This is a genomic window from Sphingobacterium sp. UBA5639, from assembly GCF_002421245.1.
Taxonomy (GTDB): Bacteria; Bacteroidota; Bacteroidia; order Sphingobacteriales; family Sphingobacteriaceae; genus Sphingobacterium; species Sphingobacterium multivorum.
Map to the genome: position 1 here is coordinate 239548 of NZ_DIJR01000005.1, position 26657 is coordinate 266204.

Consider the following 26657-nt stretch of genomic DNA (forward strand, 5'->3'; position numbering starts at 1 on the left):
AGGAATTATATTATAGTTTTAGACAGTGCTTGTTCAGTGCTCGTTCAGTGTTTGTTCAGTGCTCGTTCAGTGATGACTCAGTGATGACTCAGTGATGACTCAGTGAAAACTGAACGAGTGACGAATCACTGTCTAAAAATTGATTGAAAATTGTGATTAGCTATAAGTTGATATGCAGATGTGATGCTAATTCTATACCCATTCGACTCCTGGAAATAAACTTAAAGACCTTCAAACAGGAATAACGATTCATAAAAGCAGATCTATACGTGCAATTGATGAAAAAAATAGGCGAAAAAAAAAGGTTTTCAAACGGGGAGAATGAAAACCTTAAATAACCAATTATAAACCTAAATTATGATGCTACAAAGATAGTGTGTTTATTACACTTTGTCAAGATTTATTTCAAAAAAAATTAAATCTTTTTGAAGACGATACTCGAATTGTGTCCTCCAAAGCCAAAGGCATTGCTCATTGCGGTCTGAACTGTTTTTTCCAGGGGCTGATTGACGACAATATGAATTCCTTTGGGAATATCGGGATCGATATTTTCGATATTAATTGTTGCAGGAATTACATTATTGTTGATGGATTTTATGGCAATGATTGCTTCGATAGCGCCGGCAGCTCCTAGTAAGTGGCCTGTCATTGATTTGGTAGAACTGACCCAAAGATTGCCTGAGTTGCCAAAAGCCCGTTGCACGGCTTTAAGTTCGGCAATATCACCAACAGGCGTTGAAGTCGCGTGGAGATTTAAATAGTCAAGCTGGCTCGCATTGATTTTTGCTTCGTCCAAAGCTAATGACATGGCTTTGGCTGCCGCTATCCCTTCAGGGTGGGGCGAGGTCATATGGTAAGCATCGGCGGTCATTGAAGCTCCAACAAGCTCCGCGTAAATTTTTGCGCCTCTTTTCTTGGCATGTTCATATTCTTCTAAGATGAGTGCTCCGGCACCTTCTCCCATGACAAAACCGTCACGATCGCGGTCAAAGGGCCTGCTTGCAGTCTGTGGACTATCATGTCGGCTCGACATGGCTTTCATGGCAGAAAAGCCGCCAACTGAAGCCGGGGTGATGGGGGCTTCTGAACCGCCGCTGATGAAGACTTTGGCTTTGCCGAGCCTAATGTAATTAAAAGCGTCCATAAAGGCCGTATTGGATGTGGCACAAGCTGATACGGTGGTGTAATTGATTCCTTTTAAGCCATACTTCATTGAAATCATGCCTGAAGCCATATTCACAATAAGTCTAGGAACAAAGAAAGGACTGAATCTCGGTTTATAATCTCCCGTTACGTAAGCCTCAACTTCGTTTTCGAAAGTTTCCATTCCACCCTGACCAACACCCCAGATTACACCGATATCAAATGGATCCATGGTATCGAGATCTAGTCCCGAATCTTCCACCGCCTGCGCTGCACTGTACAAAGCATATTGCGTAAAGAGATCACTTCGTTTAATCTCATTTCTATCTAAGTATTTTTCGGGTTGAAAATGCTTAATTTCACTTGCAATCTGTGTTCGAAACAACGAGGCATCAAAACGGCTAATAAGCGTTGTGTGGTTCTCGCCCCGTAAAATGTTGTCCCAAAATATGTCTATATTTTCTCCCAGCGGGTTAATCGTTCCCATGCCAGTTATTACTACTCTTTTCATCTCTTTTTTTTGATATAAATCTATTAATATACCAATTGGTATTTGTTTTTGTAAAAAAAATTACGCCTTGATCTCCCGATCCACCATATCCTTCATTTTATCCAATACAATGGCAAGATCTTTGGCTCGGCCGGAAATCTTGGAAAGCAGGATTCCGCCTTCAACCATAGCCATAAACGTAATGGCATAATTTTCGGTAGAAATATGCTGTTTAAATTCGCCGCTGGCAACTCCTTCTTCAAGGATTAGAATTAACCGCTGTTTCCAAAGGTCAAAAGAGCGTTTGACTTTAGGTGTTAGAAAAGACAGCGAGTCATCGGCCTCTACGGCCGCGTTCATCATAGGACAGCCTCCTGAAGCTGCGATATTTTTGAAATTTTCCTTGTAGAAATCTAGAAAAGACAAGAGTTTTTTTAACGCTGTTTTTTGCTGTATAATCTGCTGATTAACGGCTTCGGCGATTTTTTTGCTCTGATAGGTATACACATGAGTAGCCAGGTCATCTTTGTCCTTGAAATTACCATAGATACTTCCTTTTGTTAATCCTGTCGCTGTCGTGATGTCCGAGAGCGAAGTCGCAAAATAGCCTTTCTTATTAAAAATGGGCGCAGTTTTTTCAATGATATATTGCCGTGTCTGTTCTGCTTTTGACATGTTATTCCTGTTCTTTTAATGCAAATATAAAAAATACTTTTTGGTATATTAGTAATTTGTGCAGGAATGTCTTAGAAATTGGTTTTATTTCGCCTTTGAAATGCGATAGGTACAGCGAGGCGCGTTTTCGATGATGTATTCTGTTCTGCAGATGCGAAAGGCCGGACCGATGAGTTGCTGGAAATTATTCAGTTCTGACCGGCAAAATCCCTGACATTCGGTCGCTGCGGCACATATGGGGCAGTGATTTTCAATGAGAAGATAATCGTCGGCTTCTTTCCTCCATTCAGCCATATAGCCTTCCTCTGTTCTTTTTGCGGCTATAATTTCAAGTTTTTTTTCGATGGATTCGATACCTGATAGCGCTTCAGTATATTTCTGATATACCTTAGACTCCCGGTCACTAATCAGTAGATCCAACGCATTCTCGCCAAGCACCTGTTTGATCGACTGCAACAATTGTACTGTAATGTCGGCATGACTATCTGGGAATCTTGCCATACCCTGTGGCGACAGACTGTAATAAGTCGAGGGGCGGCCTATACCTTCGCTACGGGCATTGGATACGATGAGGTTTTGATTCGCGAGGTTCAATAAATGTTTACGGGCGCCTTCTTTTGTTATTGCCAACGCTGATGCAATCAAAGCTGCAGTGGCTTCTCGGCGCATTTTTAATAACATTAATATTCGATCAGCTGGACTTTTCTGCATTTGACAATAAAAAAGTTGTTTTATAAACTATTAGCAAAGGTAGTATTTTTAATTTTTGTTCTAAAATTTGTTTTAAACAGATGTTTAGTCTTTTTGAATTAGTTTTATGACTTTAATAAAACAACTATTAAGTTGTTTTATTAAAATTGGTTCTCTAGTTTTGACTTATCATAAAAACAATAATACTATGCATAAATTTCAATTACCCCAGTTACCATATGCCTATGCGGCACTTGAACCCTATTTTGATCGCGAGACCATGACGATTCATCATCAAAAGCATCATCAAGCTTATGTTGACAACCTAAATAAAGCATTGGAAGGCACGGAAAGCGAAGCTAGCACGCTATTGGATATCCTCACAAGCGTCAGTACATATAGCCCGGCAATCCGCAATAATGGCGGTGGTCACTTTAACCATACGTTATTTTGGGAAATCTTATCGCCCAATCCAAAAACGGTACCCACAGGGAAGTTAGCAGATGAGATAAATGCAGCCTTTGGTTCTTTGGAGGAACTCAAAGCCAAGATTAAAAATGCGGGGCTTGGGCAGTTCGGTTCGGGCTGGTCCTGGCTTTATGTCAAGCATTCCGGTGCCTTAGATGTCGTCGCAACCGCCAATCAGGATAATCCGCTAATGGATACACAATCCATCAGCAGGGGGTTCCCTATTTTGGGTGTCGATGTTTGGGAGCATGCCTATTATTTGAAATATCAGAATAAAAGGGCCGATTATTTAGATGCATTTTGGGCGCTTTTGGATTGGTCTGTTGTTGAACAAAAATACGATGCTGTGATTGCAGGTTTGGTTTGATATGTTTATAAATAAAGTTGAAAACACGGGTATATTGGCTTTAGATCTGATTGATTTTAAGCCCAAACTCGCTATCCTAAGTTTGGACATCAAAACATTGTTGTATCAGGAAGCAATCGTTAAAGAAAAGGAATTCAGAGAAGCTTTGACCGCGGTTGACTGGTCTACTTTCCAAAATAGGGCCGTTGCCATTAGCTGTTCTGTCGATGCAATTATCCCGCCTTGGGTCTATATGGCCCTGGCGGAAAAACTTCATCCTGTTGCAGTGTATTACGATTTTAAGACGGTAGAGGCTTTGGAAATAGACCTGTGGATGCAGGCTTTGCAAGCAATGGATCTGTCGCATTTTCAGCAGCAAAAAGTTGTCATACGGGCCCGTCCGAATATTCCAGCGTCACTTTATATGTTGGCGACGGAACGTTTGATTCCTATTGTGCAGACCTTGATGTATGGTGAGGTTGGTATGCCAAAAGTTATTTTTAAAAAAGGGAAAGTATAATGAAAGCATTAATATTCAATGGCGCCTTGGAAAGAAGGCAAGAATCTACTTCGGGAAAATTGTCACACTATTTTTCCGACCAACTAAACCAACGAGGTGTTGAAAATACGATTTTTAATCTGGCCGATAGCGGAATACCCTTATTTGATTTGAGTCTCAATCGGGTACCCAATGCCGTCAAGATTATGAATACTCAGTTTCTAGAAGCAGATGTACATTTTTGGTTGTCTCCGCTTTATCATGGAAGTATTCCCGGTGTGATGAAAAATTGTTTGGATTGGCTTGAAGTCAGTGCTAAAAATAAACCGGCTTATCTGACGGATAAACATATCGGACTGGTGTGTTGGGCCGATGGTGTACACGCACTACAGGGCATTAATGCAATGGATGCTATCGCGAAGTCGCTCCGCGCCTGGACATTGCCTTTTAGTGTGCCTATGATGAAATCTATGCTTTTTGAGCCGGATAATCCACATGTGGTATCTTCGGCTTACCAATGTAAGCTTGACTTGCTGATCGATATTGCTACGAAAAAGAGAAGGGAATATCGTTGATAAAAAAGCCTCTCGAGCGATCGAGAGGCTTTTTTATCAACGGAAGATGTTTTAGCCTATATTTAAATAGACTGGCCAAATCCTGTATGGAAAATTAATTTCAAAAAAGTAGAAGAATATCTTTAGCAATTCATCGCGGAGATATATCTTTGTTTTTTGGATCCGCTAATTGACTATGCGGTTTTCCGACCTACGTTTTCTACTGTCGACTTTGACAAAGCCGGATCGACCGCAAATTTAGACGTAGGGAGAAGTCTTGAACCACCATCAGACTTTCTTGTTGCATATTATGAAACCATTGGCTGAAAAGGCCCCATTTAGTTTAATTGTTGAAATGATTAAGAAATTGGATTAATAATGTTTCAGTTGAAAGAGTTAACGAAGATAATTGCCTTTTTTATAGTATACTTTACTGTGCATCTTGTAAGTGCACAGAGTTTTCTGCCATTGGATGAAAATAGATATCGATCTGATGCGGAAAGGTTATTGCTGTCGAGTTCGGATGACAGTGTGAAGGCAATGCAGTATTTTTATTTGGCAGATTACTATCGATTTAGGGATACGACCAAATTTTGGGATCATATGCGGGAGGGGGAGCGTTTCGCCAAACCATTCCGGAGTTTACAGGCGATGGGGGCACTCTACAAAAGCTTTTATTATGGACAATTTCTGGATAGTAAAAATGCCGGAGTTGAAGCCCAACGATGTGTAGACCTCTTTGGAAATGCGCAAAAACCTTTTCAGCAGGGCCTTTTGGCCAAAGCTTGGTATAATCTGGGCTTGATTCGATTTCCTAAAAAAGGATTTGCTGATTTTCTGGATATCCTAAACGGGAAGTGCCTGCCTTATGCCAAAGCACATGACCCCATCATGGAAGGTAGTATAAATACGATGATCGGCATGACCTTTATGTCGTCCAATCAGCTTGCAAAAGCTGATGAATATCATCAATTGGCCATCAAGCAACTCGAGCAGCAACCGCCGAGTACAGCACTTGTGGTGGCTTATCTCAATACAGTCAGCAATTATTGCTATCAGGTGAAATCTAAAGAAGCAAGAGTGCTACTGGATAAAGTCAAACAGCTCTTGAAAGATTATCCAAATTCTTCGCAATTACCCAATTACTATTACAATGAGGCGCTTTATTTTACCACAAAGCAACAGACTGATGAAGCCCTTCGTCTGCTGGATATCGGGTTGGATTGGTCGGTGAAAATGAACAATTGGAAATTATTCCAGATGATGCGGTTCAGAAAGTTTAATGTGTATCTCCTGCAGAAAAAGTATGCTGATGCTAAACTACAGTTGGAGGAAATCGTAAAAAATGGATTATTAACGCGAGATCTTTACAACAGTAAAATTGTGTACAGTCAACTGGCGGCTGTAAATGAGCTGATGGGTAATTATCAGGATGCGCTGAAAATGTCCAATAAGGCAAATCAGCTATCCGACAGTATTCAGAAGGTCCAATTGTTGGAGAAAATGAATGAGATGGAAGCAAAATATAAAACCGTAGAAAAAGAAAAAGAGATTCTGAATCTGCGCGCAGAAAAGGAACGCAACCAATTTCGGATTTTCCTCGTTTTGGGTATTGCCGTTTTGCTTTTCTTTATTGTGCTATTTGTTACTTTTTCCTATCGAAAACAACGGAAGCTTAATACACAGATACAGCTCAATCACGAAATCGCATTGGACAAAATGGAAAAGGAAAAGCAGTTGCAAATTTCGGAATCGATGCTAAAAGGAGAGGAGCAGGAGCGTCAGCGTATTGCCCAAGATCTGCACGATAGCATAGGTGGCATGTTGACAGGTTTAAAATTTAAGATTGCCGGCGATGTGGCAAAGAGTACGCTCTTGACAGATGAAGTGCCGCAGAAGTTGAACGATATTTTAGGTGAAGTAAGACGGATATCCCATAACCTGATGCCCGAATCGCTGCGTCAGTTTGGATTGATAGCAGCATTGGAGCAATTGTGTATGGCGATGAAAAATCGTAACGTTTCGATCCAGTTTGAGAACTACGAGCCTGAATTGAATGTGGACTTTCAAAAGGGGTTGGCCCTGTATCGAATTGTTCAAGAAGCTATTTCAAATGCACTAAAGTATGCAAATGCAGATTCAATTATCGTTCAGGTAAGTAAATCGGAGGAAGTACTCCATATCCTCGTTGAGGATAATGGCAAAGGCTTTGATTCTGCTGTGTTAAATTATGGATTGGGTTTAAATAATATGGTCAACAGGGTGAAATGGATCAATGGATCAATTGATATTCAGAGTAAGCTTGGATCTGGAACGCAGATCGAAATTGGTGTAACGGTTTAAATAAGCGGAGTCATGAAGATAATTGCAGTGTTAGACGATCATCCCTTATTGTTGGAAGGTGTCGCTTCTTTTCTCAATAATCAGGATGGGTATCTCGTATACCCCTTTTTGGAAGAGATTGCGTTAATTGAATTTTTAAAGATCACGGGGGCCGATCTCATCCTGATGGATATGCAGCTGTTAAAGACAAATGGGGTGGATGTCTGTACACAGGTGAGGAAACTGTTTCCGATGATTCCCATTGTTGCATTGAGCAATTTAGCCGATGGAAACCTTATTTTTCAGTTTATGCAGGCTGGTGGAAATGGCTATATCTTAAAGGATGTTACCAACGAAGAATTCCTGCGCTGCGTAGAGCTCGGGCTCGATGGGAAAGAGGCCGTTTGTGATCGGGCAAAAGAACTTTATCGTGGTGCAATTTCGACGATCAGCGGTCTACCTCGGCTTACACAGCGTGAAAAAGAGATTTTGACGTTGATCTCCAAGGGACTTACGACGAACCAAATTGCTGAACAGTTGTTTTTAAGTCCAGTTACGGTTGAAACGCATCGGCGCAATCTCCTGACTAAATTCAAAGTTAAAAATATGATTGAGCTCGTACAGCTGGCAATGAAACATAAGTTGTTGGGACTCGAATAGAGACCGCTCTCAATGTTCGCCGTAACCCACGTCATCCAACTTACCTTTGAAGACCCTAAATTGGATGATAAAATAGGCAATCACCAGAATTGCGGCAAACATAAACCAGCCTAAACCTACGGAAAGACCATATTCATGCGCCGCCGCATTTTGAATCGTCAAGGAGGGGTTTACGTCATTCGTTGAAGGCAATACTATCGGGAACATGGAAGCAACGGTCGTCGCAAAGCTCCCCAGGATAAAAAGGGATGAAAATAGGAAGCCTATACCATCTTTTTTAAAGGTTTTGATCCAAAATTGTCCAAGTAATCCAACGGCAGCTATCAAAGGGAATATCCATAGCCAATAATGATTTTGAAGATTGTTAAGGGAGATGGGCTTCACATAATGCCATACATAGGCCGATAGTATGACAAGAATAAGCAAGACAAAGTTGAGCTTAAAAACAATGTTCTTTAGTCTCGTGTTCAATGTACTGGATGTTTTCAGAATGACCCAGCCTGCGCCGTGGATGGTTAATGTAACGACGGCAACTAAACCTAATATGATAGTGAACCAGTCTATGATGCCTTGATGTTGGGCTAATGGGTCAAATGTCGGGTTCCAAAGTGCCAAGAAGAAATAGTGCGGCTCTTGGGTAGATACACCATTCTCTACCATACCCAGGTTTACTCCGCGAACGACATTGCCCAGCGCGGCGCCAAAGAAAAGTGCCAGCAACAGGCTTGCTAGGCCGAAAGCCTTATCCCATAAAGCTTCCCAAAGACGATGGTGAACCTGACCTCTGAGTTCAAGACTTATTGCTCTAAAAATAAGTAACCAAAGTACAAGAATTAGGGGAAGGTAGAAACCACTGAAGGAGGAGGCGTAGAGTGTGGGGAAAGCAAAAAATAGGACACCACCAGAAGCGATGAGCCAGACTTCATTGGCATCCCAAAACGGCCCAATTGAGTTGGTAACAGCTTTTTTCTCCTGTTCGGTTTTAGCAAAGAATAGATGGACAATTCCCGCTCCAAAATCGTACCCATCGAGTACGATATAAATTCCCAGCATAAAAGTTAATACGATAAACCAGAATATTTCCATAGCTAATTAGGTTAATGCAACTGTCGTTTCAGGACCTTTTCTAATGATCTTCAAGACTAACATCAGAAATAACAAGCCCAAAAGAATGTATAAACCGACGAAGCCGAGAAAGGTAAATAATGTATTTCCGGAAGATACGGTAGGGGATACACCGTCTACCATTCGCATGAGATTACAAACAAGCCAAGGTTGCCGCCCCAATTCAGCTGTATACCAACCTGCAGTATTCGCGATATATGGAAATGGAATCATAAACATGATGATCCACAATAACCATTTGGTTTGATACAATTTGTTCCGCCAAAGCAGTAGCGCTCCAAGAACCATAATGCCGATGAATATGGTACCCAGCCCTACCATGATGTGATAGCTGTAATACAGTCCAGGTACGTTGGTTGGATGTAAGGACTGGTCAAATTCATTTAATCCTTTGATTTCTGCATCCCAGCGCTGGTAGGTGAGGAAGCTCAAGACATTCGGCACCGCTATTTTATTGTCCAGCTTTTTGTTTTCCATGTCGGGTTGGCCGACCAGGATAATCTCGGATCCGCCTTGCTCCGTTTTGAAAATGCCCTCCATGCCGGCAAAGGCTGCGGGCTGATATTTGACTACGTTTTTGGCGGCAAGGTCTCCCGTAGGAAATGCCAACATAACCGATGAAATGGCGCCGAAGATGACGCCACTTTTAACGAATATCTTTCCAAACTTACTATGCCGGTCGCTTAGGAGATAGAAAGCTCCAATAGAGGCCACAAAAAAGGAACTGGTCACCAACGAAGCGGCTTGATTATGTAAATAAGATGGCCATAACCATGGATTATTGAATAATGCACTAAAATTGTTCAGTACAAATTTGCCATTTTCAAGAATCTCATACCCAACAGGGTGCTGCATCCAGGAATGTGTGGCGATAATCAGGAAACCACTGGCCCAAGATCCGATAAAGACCATGAGTCCGGATAAAAAATGGAGCTTATGCCCCAGCAACTTCTCTCCAAAAAGAAACATCCCCAGAAATGATGACTCCAGGAAAAAGGAAAACATACCTTCCATGGCTAAGGTCTGTCCGATAATACCACCCGTAAGTTCAGAAAATTTAGCCCAGTTGGTACCAAATTGAAACTCCATGGGGATACCTGTTACAACGCCCATGGTGAAGTTAAGCGCAAAGATTTTCATCCAAAATTTGGATGCATGGTTGTAATCTTCGTTTTGTGTCCGTAGAAATTTCCATTTGAAATAGACGATCATGAGGGATAAACCCATGGTCAATTGAGGGAATAAGTAATGGAATGTAATCGTAAATGCGAACTGAAGTCGATTATAGAGAATCATATCTTCCATGTAGCCGAAGTTTTGGTTAAAAGACAGCTAAATATAACCTTTTATTTGCGTATATATCCATGAAACCGTTTTATTTTTTGATAAAATAACGGGCCTTTTATTGTTTTCTGTACGTATTGTAAAATCTGAACCTCAATAGCAGATATCAATCAGCATAATCTCTTTTTTATCTTATCTTCGCCCGAATTTAAAACGGACTTGAACGGTAGAAAAGAGCATTAGGGAAATGACGAAAGTGCTGATTTTGATGGGTATTCTATTGATACCTATATTTTTTATTGTATTGAATAATACGGGGCGGGGTACAATCGCTAAAGATAATATTGTGTTTCGAGATAAATTATCTGATTACAATTTATTCAAAGGCAAAATTGCTGATCTTGTTCCAAACGACCAGGGAATTTCCTATGAATTAGGCTCCACCTTATTTACAGACTATACCGATAAAAAGCGCGTCATCTTTCTTCCCAGGGGAAAAAAAATGATTGCCTCGGATGATGGTTTGCCCAGCTTCCCCGATGGTACCCTAATTGCCAAAACATTTTTTTATCCGCAAAAAGATGCGGCCGGAGATGTGCGACAGCAATTGCTTGAAACACGGCTGTTGATTTATAAAGACGGACAGTGGAATGCAGCAACCTATCAATGGAATGCAGCCCAAGATGAAGCTTTGTTGTTGATGGACAGTGCTTCCGTGCATGTTTCGTTTTTGGACAGCAAAGGTGACGAGCGACAAACAAATTATATTATTCCTTCACGAAACGATTGTATGGCATGCCATCGACAAGGAAATCAGCTGTTTCCGATAGGTCCAAAGATCAGAAATCTGAACCGGATAATCGGTCAGGATGGTGACAGCATCCAGCAACTGGTGCAGTTGACCAAACAGGGGGCTCTCGAACTGAAGTCCATGAAAAGCTTCACGAATTTACCGAGTTATGATGACCTTGCCCAATCGACTGCAAGTCGTGCGCGAGCTTATTTGGAAATCAACTGTGCCCATTGTCACAATCCGAAAGGGACAGCCTATATGACCATGCTGGATCTTCGTTATGAAAGCCCCATGCATGAAACTGGAATTTGGTTGAAACAAGCGAAGATTATTGGACGGATGTCTACATTGGGAGAGATGCATATGCCTCAAAAGGGAACCACCGTATTGCATGATGAAGGCATCCTGCTGATTAAAACCTATCTAAAAACTTTAAAATAAGCGTTCCTTGCTTATCCTTAATCGGTAACCTTTTACGGCTACCAGTCTGCTTATATAGTCCCTTTGCAGGTCTCGTATATTTATTTTAATAAAATCTATAGAATTAGTAGATTATATTAAATTTACTCCTATATTTGTGAAAAGATAACAGATCGCTGTTGAAAATATGCATTACTTTTCAGCGTGGCGTATTAACACATTATTATGGAACATATCAATATTAGTAAAAGCACATTTTTCGTAAGTATTACTGCAAAGTCTCTGAAGGCTAAATCCCCTGATGTAAGAAAGATGCTAATGTGTCATATAGGATAATTTCCCTTATCTTTTCTCAAACTGACAGCAGGGGAGGCGCTCGCTTCCCCTCATGTCTTCAAAATAAAAACAAGTTTTCGATTGGCGTTGGCACTTGTTCGTATTCACCATTAATACTTTATCTATGAAAAATCTTAGGGTACTCCGGTATTCTACCTTGTCGCTATGTTTATTGTTATCTGGCATTGGGCATCAGGTATATGCGCAAACAGATGTTAAACCGATTGTCAATGCTTCCTTATCAGGCTATGTATATGATAGTCAACGTAAGCAGCCTATTGAAGGCGTAACCATTCAACTCGAAGCTGTAACGCATGTTGTTACAACAGATCAAAAAGGTTTTTTTCAAATTGTAACGGGACAGAAATTACCATTTTCCATTACACTCTCGCGCATTGGCTATAAGAAAAAGACTTTGTTAGTTTCCGAATCTCCCACAAAAATTGAATTAGAGCCAGTTACACAGGACCTGGATGAGGTGGTGGTTGTTGGCTATGGAACTCAGAAAAAAATCTCGTTGACCAATTCAATCGCCAGTATTGATGGTGATAAATTGACGAAAAGACCAGTTTCTAATACGCAGCAGGCTTTGCAGGGCTTATTACCTGGGGTGACTGTTCAAGACCTTGGTGGAAAACCAGGGCAATCGGCTGCCAATATTCGAATTAGAGGATTGACGACATTTAATACCAATTCGAGCAGCACCAGTGGATATGATCTCAGCAAGAATAATGCTTTGGTCATTGTGGACGGCATTGAACAACCCTGGTCCAAGTTAAACCCCAATGATATCGCTTCAATTTCAGTCCTGAAGGATGCGGCTTCCACGGCGATATATGGATCACGTGCGACCAACGGTGTAATTATTGTAACTACCAAAAGTGCAAAATCTGGACATGTTGTGATTGATTATAATGGCTACTACGGCTTACAAAAATCAATCAACACCCCAAAGCAGATGGACGCCGTATCCTACCTCCAATTGCAACAGGACGCCTACCGTAACGCGGGGCTGGCGGTGCCGGCGCGATTTACTGACGAATCAATAACGGCTTATCGGACTGCGACCGATCGCGAAAAATATCCTTTACCGAATACATGGTTTGATACACTGTTGAAAACAGCTCCTCAACAAGGCCATGCCTTGTCATTCGCTGGTGGAAATGACATTCTACGTTCTAGATTGGCGGTTCGTTATAATAAACAGGATGGTATTATTGATCATTATGGCGCTGAACTGGCGGATATTAGGCTAAACAACGATTATAAAGCAAGCTCTTGGCTTAATTTTACAGGAAGTATAAACTACCGATATAGCAAAGCTGCTGAGCCTGGACGTGATCCAATCAATAACTTTCTCCATGGCTCGATGTGGGTGGTGCCTAAATATGATGATGGTACTTACGGATTAAGTACGCAAGGCAATAATCCTTTAATGTTGATTGAAAAAAGTGGTTTTAAAAAGGTAAATGAAAACTACCTAAGCTCCATCGTTAAAACCGACATTCAATTGTGGAGAAATTTGTTATTTACGTCCCAATTTGGTGTAAGAGTGAACCTAAATAATACCAAAACCTTTTTGAACGCTTTTGACAATAAGGACCGAAATACAGGTATTGTAAAAAGTTTTCCGATCAATTCATTAAACGAAATTCGTGATAATAGCAGCGAGTATACATGGAACAATCTGTTGACCTATCAATTGGCGGCTGGGCCAAATCATATTAAGGCACTTGTTGGCTATTCACAGATTCACAATTATCAAAATTACTTAACGGCTTATCGCGAAAGATTCTACAATAATGATATCACCTCTATCGGACAAGGAGCTGATGATGCGACCAAAAACAATAATGGATATGATGTGCAGTATGGCTTGCGTTCGTTTTTTGGTCGGGTAAATTACGATTGGGATGGCAAGTATCTGCTCGAAGTGAATGGGCGTTACGATGGTTCATCCCGTTTTACGGGCGACAAGCAATATGGTTTTTTCCCTTCGGCATCAGTAGGATGGCTCTTATCCAAGGAAAACTTTTGGGAACCTATTCGAAATTCGTTGAACGAATTCAAATTGCGTGCTTCCTGGGGCAAGACAGGAAACCAATCGGTAGATTTGTATAGTTATTATTCTGCCCTCATTGCGGCAGGATATGATTTTGGGGGTAAATCTGTACAGGGGTATCGACTGGACAGTTATGCCAATCAGCAATTGGGCTGGGAGTCTACGATGCAGTATGATTTGGGCTTGGATGCCGCTTTCCTAAACAATCGCTTGACTTTTACCCTGGATTACTATAAAAAGGTAACTGACGATATTCTACTAAATCTGGATATTCCTGCCGTTTTGGGATTAAAGCCTTCACCCCAAAATGCGGGAACAGTACTGAATCGCGGTTGGGAATTCAGCGCAAATTATCAGAAAAGACCAAGTGCGCCTGGGGCTTTTTCTTACCAGCTGAATGGAAATTTAAGTATCAACCATAATGAAGTAACCGATCTAAAAGGTACTGGACCCTACATTGCCGGATCGGATATTGACCCAAGGTATATTATTGCTAAAGGACTTCCGATCAACACACTTTGGGGATATAAGACCGATGGTCTCTTTCAGTCTGCGGAGGAAATTCAAGCTTATGGCGCTACGTATGCTACAAATACGAAGCCCGGAGATGTGAAATATGTGGATTTGAACGGCGACGGGGTGATCAATGCAAATGACATGGCCGCTATTGGCAACTCTTTCCCCAAATATACCTTCGGAATAAATGGGAGTTTCACCTTTAAGAATTTTGATCTTGATCTGCTCTTTCAAGGTGCAGCAAAAGTCGATACCCGATTGTCAGGAGCATTGGCTGAGATGGGAAATCAGGAAGGCTTTACACACGAAATATTTACAAACAATTATTGGACACCAACACATACGGATGCACGCTTTCCGCGCGTGGTCAAATATGATTTGCGTAATGTCGCAACCTCGGACCGTTTAGTGGTTAACGGTTCTTACCTGCGGTTGAAAAACATACAGGTTGGATATACAGTGCCACTACATGCTATCGGAAAGACAGCAATCAACAAACTTCGGGTATACCTATCCGCGACGAATTTATGGACAATTTCAAAATTGAATGAATGGAACCTGGATCCTGAAGCGGAATCTGGACGAGCGGTATATTATCCGCAAACCGGCCTTTATACACTGGGCGTCAATTTGACGCTGTAGTGTGATTGTTAATAATATATAATTGAAAACGAATGAAATTTTACAACTATCTATATCAAAAAAGAAACCTGATTTTCAGTTTCGGACTGTTTTCGCTTATGCTGATTAGCTGTGATAAGAATCTGTTAGATGCTGTACCTACCGACCGCCTGTCGGAAAATATATTTTGGAAGAGCCAAGCCGATGCGGAGCTAGCTGTAAATGCGCTCTACAACGACCTGGATGGAGCAGAAATCTTCTATTCCGATGCATTGACGGATATAGCCCATGTCAATCAGCCTTTCGCTGTGGATGCATATATTGAATTGGGTACCTATGATGCTTCAAGTTCTCGGTTGTACAACACCTGGAGCAGTGCCTATAAAGGAATCGGTGCAGCCAATTACTTTTTGGCGAATGTTGGTAAAATCGAGGGCAGCAAAGATGAAACATTGATTGCTCGATATATCGGCGAAGCGCGCGTGTTAAGAGCCTATCAATATATCAAATTGGCCTATTTATTCGGTGCAGTTCCTCTGGTAAAGGCACCATTGACACTACAGGAAGGAAGAGAAGTACAACAAGCGACGCTATCTGAAATCTATGATTTTATCGACAGCGAATTGGAACTGGCTGCGGCAAGTTTGCCTGAAAGCTACTCCAGTAACGATATCGGACGCATAACCCATTGGGCCGCATTGGGCCTGAAAGCCCGGTCGGATTTATATGCAGGACGTTTTGCAGCAGCAGCAAAGGCAGCAAAAACGATTATCGATGGCAAACGATTCGAGCTTTACCCTTCGTACGCAAATCTGTTTACGTATGCAGCTGAAAATAACAAAGAGGTATTGTTGGATAAGCAATTTCTGGAGAATATATACACGCAAAGTGTCTTTAACCTCTTAGCCTCCTATAGCCAACAAAATGGGCAGAGTACCTATGTGCCTACCAAAGCCTTGGTCGATAGCTATACCACATCCAAAGGCGATTTAATTACGGATGCCAATAGTGGTTATGATCCCAAAAATCCCTATAAAAATCGTGACCCGAGGCTTGCTTTTTCAATTTTTTTGGATGGCGATCCACTTCCAAATGGAGCAATTTTTCATCCAGCACCAAATAGTGGGACTGCCGATGCTGTGGGGAGCACCTATATTGCTTCTACAACAGGTTTCAATATAAAGAAGTATATCGATAAAAAGGATTTGGCAAACCCTTCTAAAAGTGGCTTGAATATTATACTATTACGTTATGCTGAGATATTATTGACCTATGCGGAAGCAAAAATTGAGCTCGGCGAAATTGATGGCAGTGTTTACGATGCCATCAACCAAATTAGAAATTCACGAACGGATGTAAAACTTCCAATAACAAGTAATCAAGCAAATCAGGAGCAACTTCGCCAGTTGGTTCGTCGCGAGCGTACGGTGGAACTGGCATTTGAGGGGTTGCATCTCGCGGATATAAGACGATGGAAAACTGCTGAAAAGGTTGTTCCTGGTAAAGTGTATGGCATCACCTATCAAAATAATAACGGAGAGGCAGTTGTCGTTGAAGCAGCCTCCGAAAGCCGTGTTTTTGATGCGAAAAAGCATTATCTCTGGCCCATTCCACAACGGGAAATTAACCTCAATCCGAATTTAAAACAGAATCCAAATTGGTAAAAATTGTTATCTTGTGGCACGAATCCAATTAACTCATACAACTATGATGCGATACACTAAATTTATGACCGCTATGGCTTTATTTTTACTGGTGGCTTTTGCCAATGCCCAGCAAAAAAAGCCTAATATTATCTTAATTTTGACCGATGATCTCGGATATAGCGACATTGGCTGTTATGGAAGTCCGAATATTTCAACCCCTTTTTTGGATTCGATCGCCAGTAAGGGCGTGAGAGCAACAAACTTTATGGTTTCTACGCCCTCGTGTACACCTTCAAGAGCTTCTTTATTAACCGGGAGATATGCTTCACGTTATAATCTTCCAGCACCAATCGGTCCAGGCTCAGATTTAGGCTTGCCTGATGAGGAGGAAACAATTGCCGAATTATTAAAAAAGGTAGGCTATCGGACAGCATTGGTCGGAAAATGGCATTTAGGAGATAAACAAACTTACCATCATCCTAATCAGCAAGGCTTCGATTCTTTTTATGGCATGCTGTATAGCCACGATTACCGCGATCCTTATGTAAAGACCGACTCTGTCATTAAGATCTTCCGGAATCGGAAACCTGAAGTCGTGGCACCCGACGATTCGGATCTGAGCGCACTTTATCACAAAGAAACAGTGAAGTTTATCGAAGATCAAGATAAAGATCATCCATTCTTTTTATACTATGCGCATAATTTTCCGCATCTTCCTTTGGCATTTGCCAACAAAAAGAACCGATTTGCAGATCAGCAAAATGCAGGCCCTCTGGGTGCGGTGATGCAGGAGCTGGATCATAATTTTTCGGAGCTCTGGAAAACGGTTGAGCGAAAAGGCCTCGCCGATAACACCATTTTAATTTTTTCAAGTGATAATGGTCCCTGGATAGCTTATCCATCGCGAATGTCTGACGATCACGCTACAAAGAACTGGCATGTGGGTACTGCAGGTGTCTTCAAAGGTTCTAAAGCCGAAACAACAGAAGGTGGTGTCCGTGTACCGTTCATTGTTTATGGAAAGGGCTATGCCCAAGAAGGGAAAGTTCTTCGACAGGCAATTAGCAACTTGGATGTGTTGCCGACCATCGCCAAATGGACCGGTGCATCATTGCCGAAGAAATCTATCGATGGTCAAGCGATCGATTCTTTATTGAACGGCAAATCGGAAGATTTAAAAACAGCACATAGAACAATATTTTTAGTGAATTATGGACATGTTGAGGCGGTTCGGTCAGGTGACTGGAAGTATCGTCGGATAGCGGGTGGAGTCAATCAGATTTCGGGTAAGCCTTATGATGCTATTGAAGAATTACATAACATTGCCTGGGATCCAAGTGAAAGAACCAATATTTTAACGGAATATCCAGAAAAAGCGGCGGAATTGCGTTTATTGTTTGAAAGCTTTGATGGGAATATGAAGTAGCTAGAAATAGCAATGACTAAACATAGACATCGTTAAACATAGACAAGGCGGCACTTATTTTCGAAGTGTCGCCTTGTTTTTTTATAGAGATGCAATAGATTTAAAGCAATTCAAACTCTTTTTCTTTGACATCACGGCTGTTGGGACCAATGTAGACTTTGAAAGTTCCTGGTTCGGCAACGTAATTCAGATTGTTGTCAAAAAATTTGAGATCATTTACTTTGATGTTAAAGTTTACCGTTTTTTGCTCTCCTTTTTTGAGGAATATTTTTTGAAAGCCTTTTAATTCTTTTACAGGACGCGTGACAGAACCAACAACATCCTGGATATAGAGCTGCACGGTTTCTTCCGCATCATAGTTTCCTGTATTGCGGATGTCGATACTTGCTTGCAGCGTACCTTTATCGTCAATTGTGTTGCGGTCAAGACGAATTTCACCATAGGTAAACGTCGTATAACTTAATCCATAACCAAAAGGGTAGAGTGGGGAATTGCTTACATCGAGATAATTTGATTTGAATTTTTCAAAATCGCCCGAGTTTCCGTAGGGTCTACCGGTGTTTTTATGCGCATAATAGATCGGAATCTGACCAACATTGCGTGGGAAGGTGGCGGTAATCTTACCTGAAGGAACGACGTCCCCAAATAAGACATCGGCTACTGCTTTTCCTGTTTCCGTTCCGCCAAACCACACATTTAATATGGCTGGTACGTGAGCATCTTCCCAAGTAAGCGTAAGTGGTCTACCCGTAAATAACACCAATACAACTGGTTTTCCTGTTGCCAGTAATGCTTTTAACAGGTTCTGTTGATTTTTCGGAATATCCAATTCGGAGCGACTGGAGCTTTCACCCGACATTTCTGATGATTCACCAAGGGCAGCCACGACCACATCGGATTGTTGAGCAACTTTTACAGCGTCTGCGATGATCTCCTCTTCTTTTCGGGAATCGCGTGTTATGGTACGGCCAAACATGGTTGCATGCTTTTGGTAAATTGGATCTTCCAACAGATTGCTGCCCAGGTGTGTGAGGATATTGACTTGATTACCCAACACGGCTTTCATTCCCTCCACTAAAGAGGCTGTTTTGTCCAATTCAGCACTGACACTCCACGTTCCGGGCATATTTGGACCTGAATTGGCTAATGGACCAATGACAGCAATTGTACCTGTTTTTTTTAATGGAAGTGCTTGGTTTTCATTTTTCAGCAAGACAAAAGATTTTGCTGCAATTTCCCGGGCTTTTGCATGATTGGCAGCCGATCCGATTACAGTTTTTGCCCGTTTTTCGTCACAATAGCGGTAGGGATCGTCAAATAAGCCTAATTTATACTTGGCTTCCAAAACAAACCGGCAGGCCCTATCGATGTCTGCTATTTTGACCTTGCCCGCATCTAAAGATTTTTTTAATGTCGTCAGAAACCCTTCACCGACCATATCCATATCAACGCCAGCATTCAGGCTTAAGGCCGAGACCTGTTGGAGGTCACCGAGGCCATGTGCTGTTAATTCGTTTACAGCAGTGTAATCAGTTACGACTAATCCTTTAAAGCCCCATTGCTTACGTAACACATCCGTCATTAACCATTTATTTGCCGAGGCAGGGACACCATTGATATCGTTAAAAGAAGTCATGATACTTCCTGCTCCCGCATCTATCGCTGCTTTATAAGGAGGTAGATATTCGTTGTACATGCGGTGAAGGCTCATATCCGTGCTATTGTAATCACGACCACCTTCGGCTGCACCATATAAGGCGAAATGTTTGACACAGGCCATCATGGTGTTATGTGCTGCCAGGTTATCCCCTTGGAAGCCATGGACGATGGCTTCTGCAACTCGCGAGCTTAGATAGGTATCTTCACCCGCACCTTCGGAAATACGGCCCCAGCGTGGATCGCGCGAGATATCGACCATGGGCGAAAATGCCCAATTAATTCCATCAGCGGTAGCTTCTTCGGCGGCAATACGTGCCGATTGTTGAATCAAGTTCATATCCCAGGTAGCAGCAAGACCTAAGGGAATTGGGAATACCGTACGATAACCGTGAATGACATCCATCCCAAAAATGATGGGTATTTTTAAGCGGGATTGCTTGACGGCTATTTCTTGCGTTTTGCGAATTTTCGCTGGTGTGCTCATGCTGAAAATACCACCGATTTGGCCGTTTCTAATTTTGGTATCCACATCGGTGGATACAGTGGTTCCAGTTGTCGCTTCGCCACCGGTTACCAAATTAAGTTGTCCAATCTTTTCTTCGACAGTCATCTTAGCCATAAGCTGATCAATGAATGTGTCCATTTTCGGATTGGATTGCGCTGGACTTGTATGCCAGGCGAGCAATGCAAGAAGGAAAGTACCTACTACTTTTTTCATCGTATTATTTTTTTTGTGCGCGTGGATTTTGCTTTCCGCGCAATAGGGTAAGTTTATGTCAAGTGCTCAAGATGATCCCTGAGTTTTCTTGATCAGATGTCCTGTTATTTTCGTGGAAGGAACCATTTTCAACGTGTGACGGATTGAAAATGATTCCATAGGCCACTACTTTAAATAAGGACTGGTAAAACCGAGTTTCTTTAGTCCTTGTTGAATTTCTGGAGCCTGCATAAATAGGTCCCAGATTTTTCCGGTTCTGTAGTTTTCGATCATGACAATAATAGGCCCCTGATCGATGGCTAAATAACGTTGTGGATACCAATTTGCCGTTTCACTGTAGGCATCATAGTAGCCATATTTACCCCAGATTTTATTGCCGAGCTGATTGTTTAAGTATTGTGCAAACTGTATGCTTTCATGTGGGGCGTAGGGCATAGACGATAAAGCCGCTGTAGGGGAGATCACACCAGGATCGTTGTCTGGATGATGTGCATCGTAACCGTTGATGGAATAGCTGGCCGTCCAGCCCCAACCTTTCGTTGAACCATAGCCTTTGTACCCTTTTGGGTTCAGATCGGCGTATGCCAAATTGATCTTAACATGATTGCTTGTCGCTTCCCAATAATCTGCGTATTGGTCTTTTAATCCTTTGGGGCTCAATCCTAGATAGGAGTAATGTTCCCAGAAGAGCGGGCCCACTTCACCTTCTTTGGCATTGTGCTTTAGCACGAGTGGAATGTCATATTTTTTAGCGGAGCTTTTAATTGCACCAGATCTTGCCCATCCCTCGTGATACACCTGGGGTGCAATCGGATAAGTAGGGGATGAGGCTGCCAAAATATAGGTAATAAGACACTCGTCATATCCTCTGACGGGATGATTTTGCTGGAAGTTAAATTTAGGGCTCCAATGCCAATAAATAACATTTTGTCCGTTTGTATAGTGATTCCAATTGATTTCTTTCCATAGCTTGTCTGCTTTTTGAGCGATCAGTTTGGCGGAATCACCTTTATCTTTTAGATACTCCCGGATAGCAATTAATCCCTGCGCTAAGAAAGCCGTTTCGACAATGTCGCCACCGTTATCTTTTTCACTGAACGGTTTCGCTGTACCCAGTTCTCCATCGTACCAGTGTGCCCAAGCTCCTTTAAACCGTTCGATTTTGCCTAGATAATCCATGATGTGATTCAACTTTTGAATGCCTTGTTCCTGGCTGATAAAACCACGTTCCATCGCGACAATCATACCCATGAGTCCGAAGCCACTACCACCTATGGTCACGACATTACGATCATTTTGGGTGTATACACCATCCATATGGATGCGTTCTCTAGCGAGACCAGAAGTAGGTTCGGCACCCTCCCAAAAATATTGAAATGTATGTTGCTGAATAGTGGTCAATAGCGAATCTTCATTGATCTTGCTTCCGCTGGTTGAATCAATTTTTGAGGGACTGTCTGGACTGCTATTAGCAGTGTTTTGGCACGAACTGCTGAGAATAAGCGCCAAAGCTATACCGCTAAGTGCTGGATATGCTATTCGTTTTCTCATGGATATGTTGTTTAATTCTTGAAAAAATGTTCAAACGACCTATGGTCGTTTGAACTGCGTTATTTTGTGTAAATTATTACCAACCGGTATTTTGAGGCATTTCTGGTGTTTGGATACGTTGATTCTCTGGAATTGGAAAAAGCAACATTTTATCCTGGAAAGTTTTTCCATTGGCAGCCATGGCTGTTTTTGCCTGTTTTGTACGCACCAAATCAAACCAACGGTCGTGTTCAAATGCCAATTCAAGTCGTCTTTCTTTCCAGATCAATTGACGGAGCTGCGCTTGGTCGGTTGTCGTTACGTTGGCTAATTTTACACGTGTGCGCACGGTATTTAATGCATTCAGCGCTTCACTGCTATTGCCAACCTCATTTGCGGCTTCGGCCAGGATAAGATAAATTTCACCCAGACGGAGGTAACGTACGTTTTTATCACCGTCAGCGGCACCTCCATTTGCTGAGGAATACGCTTTTTCATTATACATTGGGTTTTCTACACCATTGTCAATCAGACGGCCATCGTAAAGGGTTTCACCCCTGAAAATAATTGTGGCATCCCGGCGGATATTGTCTTTTTCGGCATTGAAGGCATCCAATAAGTTTTGGCTTGGGATATTAAAACCCCAGCCTAAGTTGACCGCTCCTCCACGAGGTGCCTGTACTTGACTATATTGTTGGATACCATGTGCGATAGAGGTGCCCCTTGCTTGAAATTCAAATAATGATTCGGGACCATTTTCCCCAGCCAAACGCCAAATTGTTGCGTAATCCGGTTCGAGACTATATCCTCCAGATGTGATGACAGTTTTCGCCATGTCGGCAGCTTGTTGCCATTTGCTTTGATACAAATAGACTTTCGACAATAACCCTTGTGCGGCACCTTTGGTCGCTCTACCTAAATCTTTTGCAGCATAAGCAGATTTGAGTGGAAGATTGTTGATAGCAAATTGTAAATCCGCTTCAATATAGGCGTAAACTTCAGCTGCGGGTTCTCTTTTTATTAAATCACGTTCTTGGATAGGAACATCGCCCCATCCGCGGACAAGATAGAAATAGTTCAATGCACGCAGAAAACGAGCTTCGGCAATCAATCTGTTTTTATAAGCTTCGTCTGTCAGTCCAAATTTTTCTGTGTATGCAATAGCTTGTGTAGCCCGCCCTATGGATTTATACCAACGTGTCCACATGGAAAGAAAGGAACCCGTTGTTGAAGTGTAAGTCAACTCGTCTAAACTTAACTTGTCACCACCGGCATCTGTCGCTGAACTACCTTTATCCGCATTATCGGAAAGCATGTCCGTGATACCGATGTAAGAGAAAGAATAATCCCAATCAGTAAACATTCCATATACACCATTGACAAATTGCTCGGGTGTGTAGATTTCTTCACTGTCTTCGGCTTCAACATATTCTTTAGAAGGTACATCTAAGAAGTTGTTGTCTTTACAGCCTTGCAATGCAATGCCCCCACTAAGAAGAATTGCTATATAAAGTTTGTTAATTTTCATTGTCTTCAAAACTAAGGTGATTAAAATTGCATGTTAAGTCCAATTAAGAAATTACGTGTCGTTGGATAAGCTGAAAGCTCAATACCAGAAGTTAAATTTGGACTACCGTCGCCGGCAAGTTCAGGAGAGAAACCACTATAATTCGTAAATATAAATGGATTCTGAGCAGTAACATATAATCTTAATTTAGATCTCGAGCTATATAAGTTATTGAAAGTGTATCCTACAGTGATATTATTGATACGGAAATAAGCGCCCGATTCGAGGAAATAACTCGAAGCCCAATATGCTCTTTCTGCACCGGGATGTTCATTGGTTGAACCTGCGCCAGTCCAGCGATTTTCAAAAGTTGATAACGCGATGTTCTCACCTGCATTGGAACGAACGCTATTTAAACCATTGTAAACCTTATTGCCTGCGACACCATATCCGGAAACATTAAAATCAATAGCTTTATAATTAACACCAACATTGATACCATATGTTGAAGTCGGTAAAAATGATCCAAAGAAAACCTTGTCGCGGGAATCGATGACACCATCTTCATTTTGATCCTTGTACTTCAGATAGCCAGGTTTTGCAGCGCCAAACGATGGGTAATTTTTTACATCTTCCGCATCTTGAAAGACACCATTTGCCTCAAACATCCACCAGCCATAGATCGGTTGTCCAACGCGAAGCTGTTTGGTAATCTCCCCATTATTTAAACTGCCTCCAGTAGCACGGTCATAAGCCGGGACCACTTCCGTTACTTTATTTTTATTGTATGAATAATTAACACCGAATGTATAACTGAACTCCGGACTTATACTTTTGTTCCAATTTAAGGCCACTTCCACACCTTGGTTTAATACTTTAGCACCATGCGCATAGAAGTTTTTTTCGGATGGAGAGGTGTAAGTCGGTGTGACATCAAGAATAGTATTGGTATTCAGCTTATGATAGTAGTCAATGGATCCTGAAAGCTGATTGTTTAGAAACGCAAAGTCTACGCCAGCGCCCGTTTCTCTGGTTACTTCCCAGGTTAGATTTACGGCTGGAGTGCCATATGCGCTTCCATAAACCATATTCTGTTCAGGACCAAAAACGTAGTTGTAATTTGAACTTTCTGGACTTGTTAAAATTGTGGAAACATTTAGCGGGATATCTTGGTTACCTAATTTACCCCAGTTTCCGCGCACTTTCAATAAATTAATCCAGCTGGCATCTTTCATAAAGCTTTCGTTGGTTACCGTCCATCCTAAACCAACCGAAGGAAATGTACCCCAGTATTTTCCTGTATTACGGAAAACACTTGATCCATCTCTACGCAATGTTGCCGTTAAATAATATTTGCTATCGTAATTGTACTGCAAACGTCCAAAATACGAAGCTAATGCTCTTGGGGTATAAGAGGTTTGCAGCGCAACAATACCATAATTGGTTGTTCCTTTTGCAAGATTGATATTCCAGTATTGCTCTTGTTCAGGTACATTATAACCCGTTTGGCTACTCATGCTGTTTATGTCGTATTTCTCACGCGACATCCCCACAACCGCCTCAATATGATGCTTGTCAAAATTCTTGTTAAATGTTAAGAAATTCTCGATAGACCAGCGGAATTGTTCTAGATTTTCATATTTCAAGCTGTTGTCTACATAATCAAGCGCTTTTGGATTGTTTTCCTTTAATTTGATGAAATCAGATTCATTCAATAAAGTATTAGCATTTAACCATTGATCTTTTACATTATTAAAAATCCGTTGTTTCGAATAAAATTTATTCCCGCCAATACGCGAATTGATTTTCAGATAATCTGTAATCTTAAATTCTCCCTCAAAACTTCCTTGTAAGCGTAGCGTATTTGTTCTTTCATTTTGGCGTAAAACCTCATACACTGGATTTCCAATAGAATTTAGATTTCCGATGGCTTGGCCTGGTGCGGCCTCAATGCCAGCGACACCTGTTGTTGTATTTACACGACCTAAACCGTAACGGCCATTATCAAACATAACGGGCGCAAGTGGCGACTGACGGTAAGCCGTGGTGAAAGCACTATAAGGCTTAGGTGTTGCATTTGTTAATGTAAGATTTAAATTTTGGCTGAACTTTAGGCGGTTGTTTAAAAATTTATATACGTTGTTATTGCGTATGGTATTTCTTACAAATTTTGAGCCTTCAAGAATACCATTTTCGGTATAATTGTTTGCTGATACGAAGTAATCAACTTTCTCAGTTCCACCAGAAATATTAACAGCATTATTAAATACAGAACCTGTACGTAATAATTCGTCATACCAATCTGTATTATATTTTTGATTCTCAGCTAAACGGTAAGACCCATTGGTCGAGGTGAGGTATTCATTTGCAAATATTCTAAACTGATCAGCGTTGGCCATTTTCACGCGGTTCAATACGTTTTTTATACCCGCAAAGCTTTCATAATTGATGTTTGTTGTTCCGGTTTTACCTTTCTTCGTCGTCACGATAATAACGCCATTAGCCGCCCGAAGACCGTAAATAGATGCGGAGGATGCATCTTTTAAAACATCCATAGATTCAATATCGGATGGGTTGATATTATTAATATCTGTTTGTGCAATTCCGTCGACAATATAGAGTGGATTCCGTCCTGATAATGCAGTTCCTAAGCCCCTGATAATGACATTGGGTGATGACCCCGGAGCTTCATTTGCAATAATATTGATACCTGCAGCTTTACCTTGGATGGATTGCATTGCCGACATGGCAGGTTGCTTCGTGATATCGGATGATTTCAAGGAGCTGATCGATCCGGTCAGATCTGCTTTCTTTTGTGTACCATAACCGATAACAACAACCTCTTCCAATGCTTGATTTTGATTTTCTAAGAATACATTGAGTTGCGTTTGATTACCAATGTATACCGTTTGTGTGCGATAACCCAGAAAGTTAAAGACCAGTGAGTCGGTAGGAGAGGCATTGATTTGAAATTTCCCCGTTGCGTCGGTTTTTGTAGATACTGCTTTCCCTTTGATACTAATGGTGACGCCAGGCATGGATATCATGCTTGTGCCATCTTTGACCACTCCTTGTACCGAAGTTTGTCCATAGGCAACCGATACAACCATGGATGTCAAAAATAATGCGGATAGATTCCTCATATCGTTAATTTTTGGTGTTTGTTT

18 protein-coding genes are annotated in these 26657 nt (G+C 41.6%); 9 read left to right on the forward strand and 9 right to left on the reverse strand.

Annotated features, from left to right (window positions below; all coding sequences use genetic code 11):
• Nucleotides 1–415 precede the first annotated feature (415 nt).
• From fabF to B4Z90_RS04935, 3 genes are all read right to left on the reverse strand, one after another.
• A complete protein-coding gene (fabF, locus tag B4Z90_RS04925; RefSeq protein ID WP_286801519.1) occupies nt 416–1654 on the reverse strand; it encodes a beta-ketoacyl-ACP synthase II in 1239 nt (412 codons plus the stop codon).
• A gap of 60 nt (nt 1655–1714) precedes the next feature.
• Entirely contained in the window at nt 1715–2308 is a 594-nt protein-coding gene (locus tag B4Z90_RS04930; RefSeq protein ID WP_286801520.1) for a TetR/AcrR family transcriptional regulator, read from the reverse strand.
• Between the two features lie 84 nt (nt 2309–2392).
• Nucleotides 2393–2977: a helix-turn-helix transcriptional regulator gene (locus tag B4Z90_RS04935; protein WP_286801522.1), complete on the reverse strand. Its 585-nt coding sequence runs from the start codon at nt 2975–2977 to the stop codon at nt 2393–2395.
• A gap of 229 nt (nt 2978–3206) precedes the next feature.
• Between B4Z90_RS04935 and B4Z90_RS04940 the strand changes: the two genes are divergently transcribed.
• The 5 genes from B4Z90_RS04940 to B4Z90_RS04960 all read left to right on the forward strand — a co-directional run bounded on the left by B4Z90_RS04940 (nt 3207) and on the right by B4Z90_RS04960 (nt 7847).
• Nucleotides 3207–3833 carry a superoxide dismutase gene (locus B4Z90_RS04940; protein ID WP_286801523.1) on the forward strand — a complete coding sequence of 209 codons (627 nt, stop codon included), beginning with the start codon at nt 3207–3209 and terminating at the stop codon, nt 3831–3833.
• 1 nt (nt 3834) lies between these two features.
• Nucleotides 3835–4332: a DUF2480 family protein gene (locus tag B4Z90_RS04945; RefSeq protein WP_286801524.1), complete on the forward strand. Its 498-nt coding sequence runs from the start codon at nt 3835–3837 to the stop codon at nt 4330–4332.
• Nucleotides 4332–4886: an NADPH-dependent FMN reductase gene (locus B4Z90_RS04950; protein ID WP_286801525.1), complete on the forward strand. Its 555-nt coding sequence runs from the start codon at nt 4332–4334 to the stop codon at nt 4884–4886. The genes B4Z90_RS04945 and B4Z90_RS04950 overlap by 1 nt, the downstream gene beginning before the upstream one ends.
• Before the next feature lie 366 nt (nt 4887–5252).
• A complete protein-coding gene (locus tag B4Z90_RS04955; protein ID WP_286801527.1) occupies nt 5253–7208 on the forward strand; it encodes a sensor histidine kinase in 1956 nt (651 codons plus the stop codon).
• A 12-nt stretch (nt 7209–7220) separates the two neighbouring features.
• Nucleotides 7221–7847 carry a LuxR C-terminal-related transcriptional regulator gene (locus tag B4Z90_RS04960; RefSeq protein ID WP_070569509.1) on the forward strand — a complete coding sequence of 209 codons (627 nt, stop codon included), beginning with the start codon at nt 7221–7223 and terminating at the stop codon, nt 7845–7847.
• Between the two features lie 9 nt (nt 7848–7856).
• Here the strand turns inward: B4Z90_RS04960 and cydB are convergent, their stop codons facing one another.
• Both cydB and B4Z90_RS04970 read right to left on the reverse strand, forming a co-directional pair.
• Complete coding sequence (cydB, locus tag B4Z90_RS04965) at nt 7857–8933, reverse strand: cytochrome d ubiquinol oxidase subunit II (RefSeq protein WP_286801528.1); 1077 nt, start codon at nt 8931–8933, stop codon at nt 7857–7859.
• Nucleotides 8934–8939: 6 nt separating this feature from the next.
• Nucleotides 8940–10277, reverse strand: coding sequence for a cytochrome ubiquinol oxidase subunit I (locus tag B4Z90_RS04970; RefSeq protein ID WP_286801529.1), 1338 nt, complete (start codon nt 10275–10277; stop codon nt 8940–8942).
• Nucleotides 10278–10503: 226 nt separating this feature from the next.
• On the opposite strand from B4Z90_RS04970, the gene B4Z90_RS04975 reads away from it, so the two are divergent.
• The 4 genes from B4Z90_RS04975 (at nt 10504) to B4Z90_RS04990 (ending at nt 18076) form a co-directional block, all read left to right on the forward strand.
• A complete protein-coding gene (locus B4Z90_RS04975; protein ID WP_286801530.1) occupies nt 10504–11490 on the forward strand; it encodes a hypothetical protein in 987 nt (328 codons plus the stop codon).
• Nucleotides 11491–11929: 439 nt separating this feature from the next.
• The gene (locus B4Z90_RS04980) at nt 11930–15025 is read left to right on the forward strand and encodes a SusC/RagA family TonB-linked outer membrane protein (protein ID WP_286801531.1); all 3096 of its coding nucleotides are present in this window, start codon (nt 11930–11932) and stop codon (nt 15023–15025) included.
• A gap of 32 nt (nt 15026–15057) precedes the next feature.
• Nucleotides 15058–16668, forward strand: coding sequence for a RagB/SusD family nutrient uptake outer membrane protein (locus B4Z90_RS04985; protein WP_286801534.1), 1611 nt, complete (start codon nt 15058–15060; stop codon nt 16666–16668).
• A 73-nt stretch (nt 16669–16741) separates the two neighbouring features.
• Nucleotides 16742–18076: a sulfatase-like hydrolase/transferase gene (locus B4Z90_RS04990; protein WP_286801535.1), complete on the forward strand. Its 1335-nt coding sequence runs from the start codon at nt 16742–16744 to the stop codon at nt 18074–18076.
• 100 nt (nt 18077–18176) lie between these two features.
• Here B4Z90_RS04990 and bglX read toward each other — a convergent pair whose 3' ends face one another.
• The 4 genes from bglX to B4Z90_RS05010 all read right to left on the reverse strand — a co-directional run bounded on the left by bglX (nt 18177) and on the right by B4Z90_RS05010 (nt 26633).
• Nucleotides 18177–20453 carry a beta-glucosidase BglX gene (gene bglX, locus B4Z90_RS04995; protein ID WP_286801536.1) on the reverse strand — a complete coding sequence of 759 codons (2277 nt, stop codon included), beginning with the start codon at nt 20451–20453 and terminating at the stop codon, nt 18177–18179.
• 165 nt (nt 20454–20618) lie between these two features.
• On the reverse strand, nt 20619–22004 hold the full coding sequence (locus B4Z90_RS05000; RefSeq protein WP_112374161.1) for a glucoamylase family protein: 1386 nt from the start codon (nt 22002–22004) through the stop codon (nt 20619–20621).
• A gap of 76 nt (nt 22005–22080) precedes the next feature.
• Nucleotides 22081–23511 (reverse strand): RagB/SusD family nutrient uptake outer membrane protein, encoded by a 1431-nt coding sequence (locus tag B4Z90_RS05005; protein ID WP_286769777.1) that lies wholly within the window; start codon nt 23509–23511, stop codon nt 22081–22083.
• A 20-nt stretch (nt 23512–23531) separates the two neighbouring features.
• Nucleotides 23532–26633, reverse strand: a complete 3102-nt coding sequence (locus B4Z90_RS05010) for a SusC/RagA family TonB-linked outer membrane protein (protein ID WP_286801537.1) — start codon at nt 26631–26633, stop codon at nt 23532–23534.
• Between the last annotated feature and the right edge of the window lie 24 nt (nt 26634–26657).

Bases quoted from the DNA above. Each gene is read 5' to 3' on its own strand.
- fabF (WP_286801519.1), bottom strand. From the start codon at position 1,654: ATGAAAAGAGTAGTAATAACTGGCATGGGAACGATTAACCCGCTGGGA.
- B4Z90_RS04930 (WP_286801520.1), bottom strand. From the start codon at position 2,308: ATGTCAAAAGCAGAACAGACACGGCAATATATCATTGAAAAAACTGCG.
- B4Z90_RS04935 (WP_286801522.1), bottom strand. From the start codon at position 2,977: ATGCGCCGAGAAGCCACTGCAGCTTTGATTGCATCAGCGTTGGCAATA.
- B4Z90_RS04940 (WP_286801523.1), top strand. From the start codon at position 3,207: ATGCATAAATTTCAATTACCCCAGTTACCATATGCCTATGCGGCACTT.
- B4Z90_RS04945 (WP_286801524.1), top strand. From the start codon at position 3,835: ATGTTTATAAATAAAGTTGAAAACACGGGTATATTGGCTTTAGATCTG.
- B4Z90_RS04950 (WP_286801525.1), top strand. From the start codon at position 4,332: ATGAAAGCATTAATATTCAATGGCGCCTTGGAAAGAAGGCAAGAATCT.
- B4Z90_RS04960 (WP_070569509.1), top strand. From the start codon at position 7,221: ATGAAGATAATTGCAGTGTTAGACGATCATCCCTTATTGTTGGAAGGT.
- cydB (WP_286801528.1), bottom strand. From the start codon at position 8,933: ATGGAAATATTCTGGTTTATCGTATTAACTTTTATGCTGGGAATTTAT.
- B4Z90_RS04970 (WP_286801529.1), bottom strand. From the start codon at position 10,277: ATGGAAGATATGATTCTCTATAATCGACTTCAGTTCGCATTTACGATT.
- B4Z90_RS04975 (WP_286801530.1), top strand. From the start codon at position 10,504: ATGACGAAAGTGCTGATTTTGATGGGTATTCTATTGATACCTATATTT.
- B4Z90_RS04980 (WP_286801531.1), top strand. From the start codon at position 11,930: ATGAAAAATCTTAGGGTACTCCGGTATTCTACCTTGTCGCTATGTTTA.
- B4Z90_RS04985 (WP_286801534.1), top strand. From the start codon at position 15,058: ATGAAATTTTACAACTATCTATATCAAAAAAGAAACCTGATTTTCAGT.
- B4Z90_RS04990 (WP_286801535.1), top strand. From the start codon at position 16,742: ATGGCTTTATTTTTACTGGTGGCTTTTGCCAATGCCCAGCAAAAAAAG.
- bglX (WP_286801536.1), bottom strand. From the start codon at position 20,453: ATGAAAAAAGTAGTAGGTACTTTCCTTCTTGCATTGCTCGCCTGGCAT.
- B4Z90_RS05000 (WP_112374161.1), bottom strand. From the start codon at position 22,004: ATGAGAAAACGAATAGCATATCCAGCACTTAGCGGTATAGCTTTGGCG.
- B4Z90_RS05005 (WP_286769777.1), bottom strand. From the start codon at position 23,511: ATGAAAATTAACAAACTTTATATAGCAATTCTTCTTAGTGGGGGCATT.
- B4Z90_RS05010 (WP_286801537.1), bottom strand. From the start codon at position 26,633: ATGAGGAATCTATCCGCATTATTTTTGACATCCATGGTTGTATCGGTT.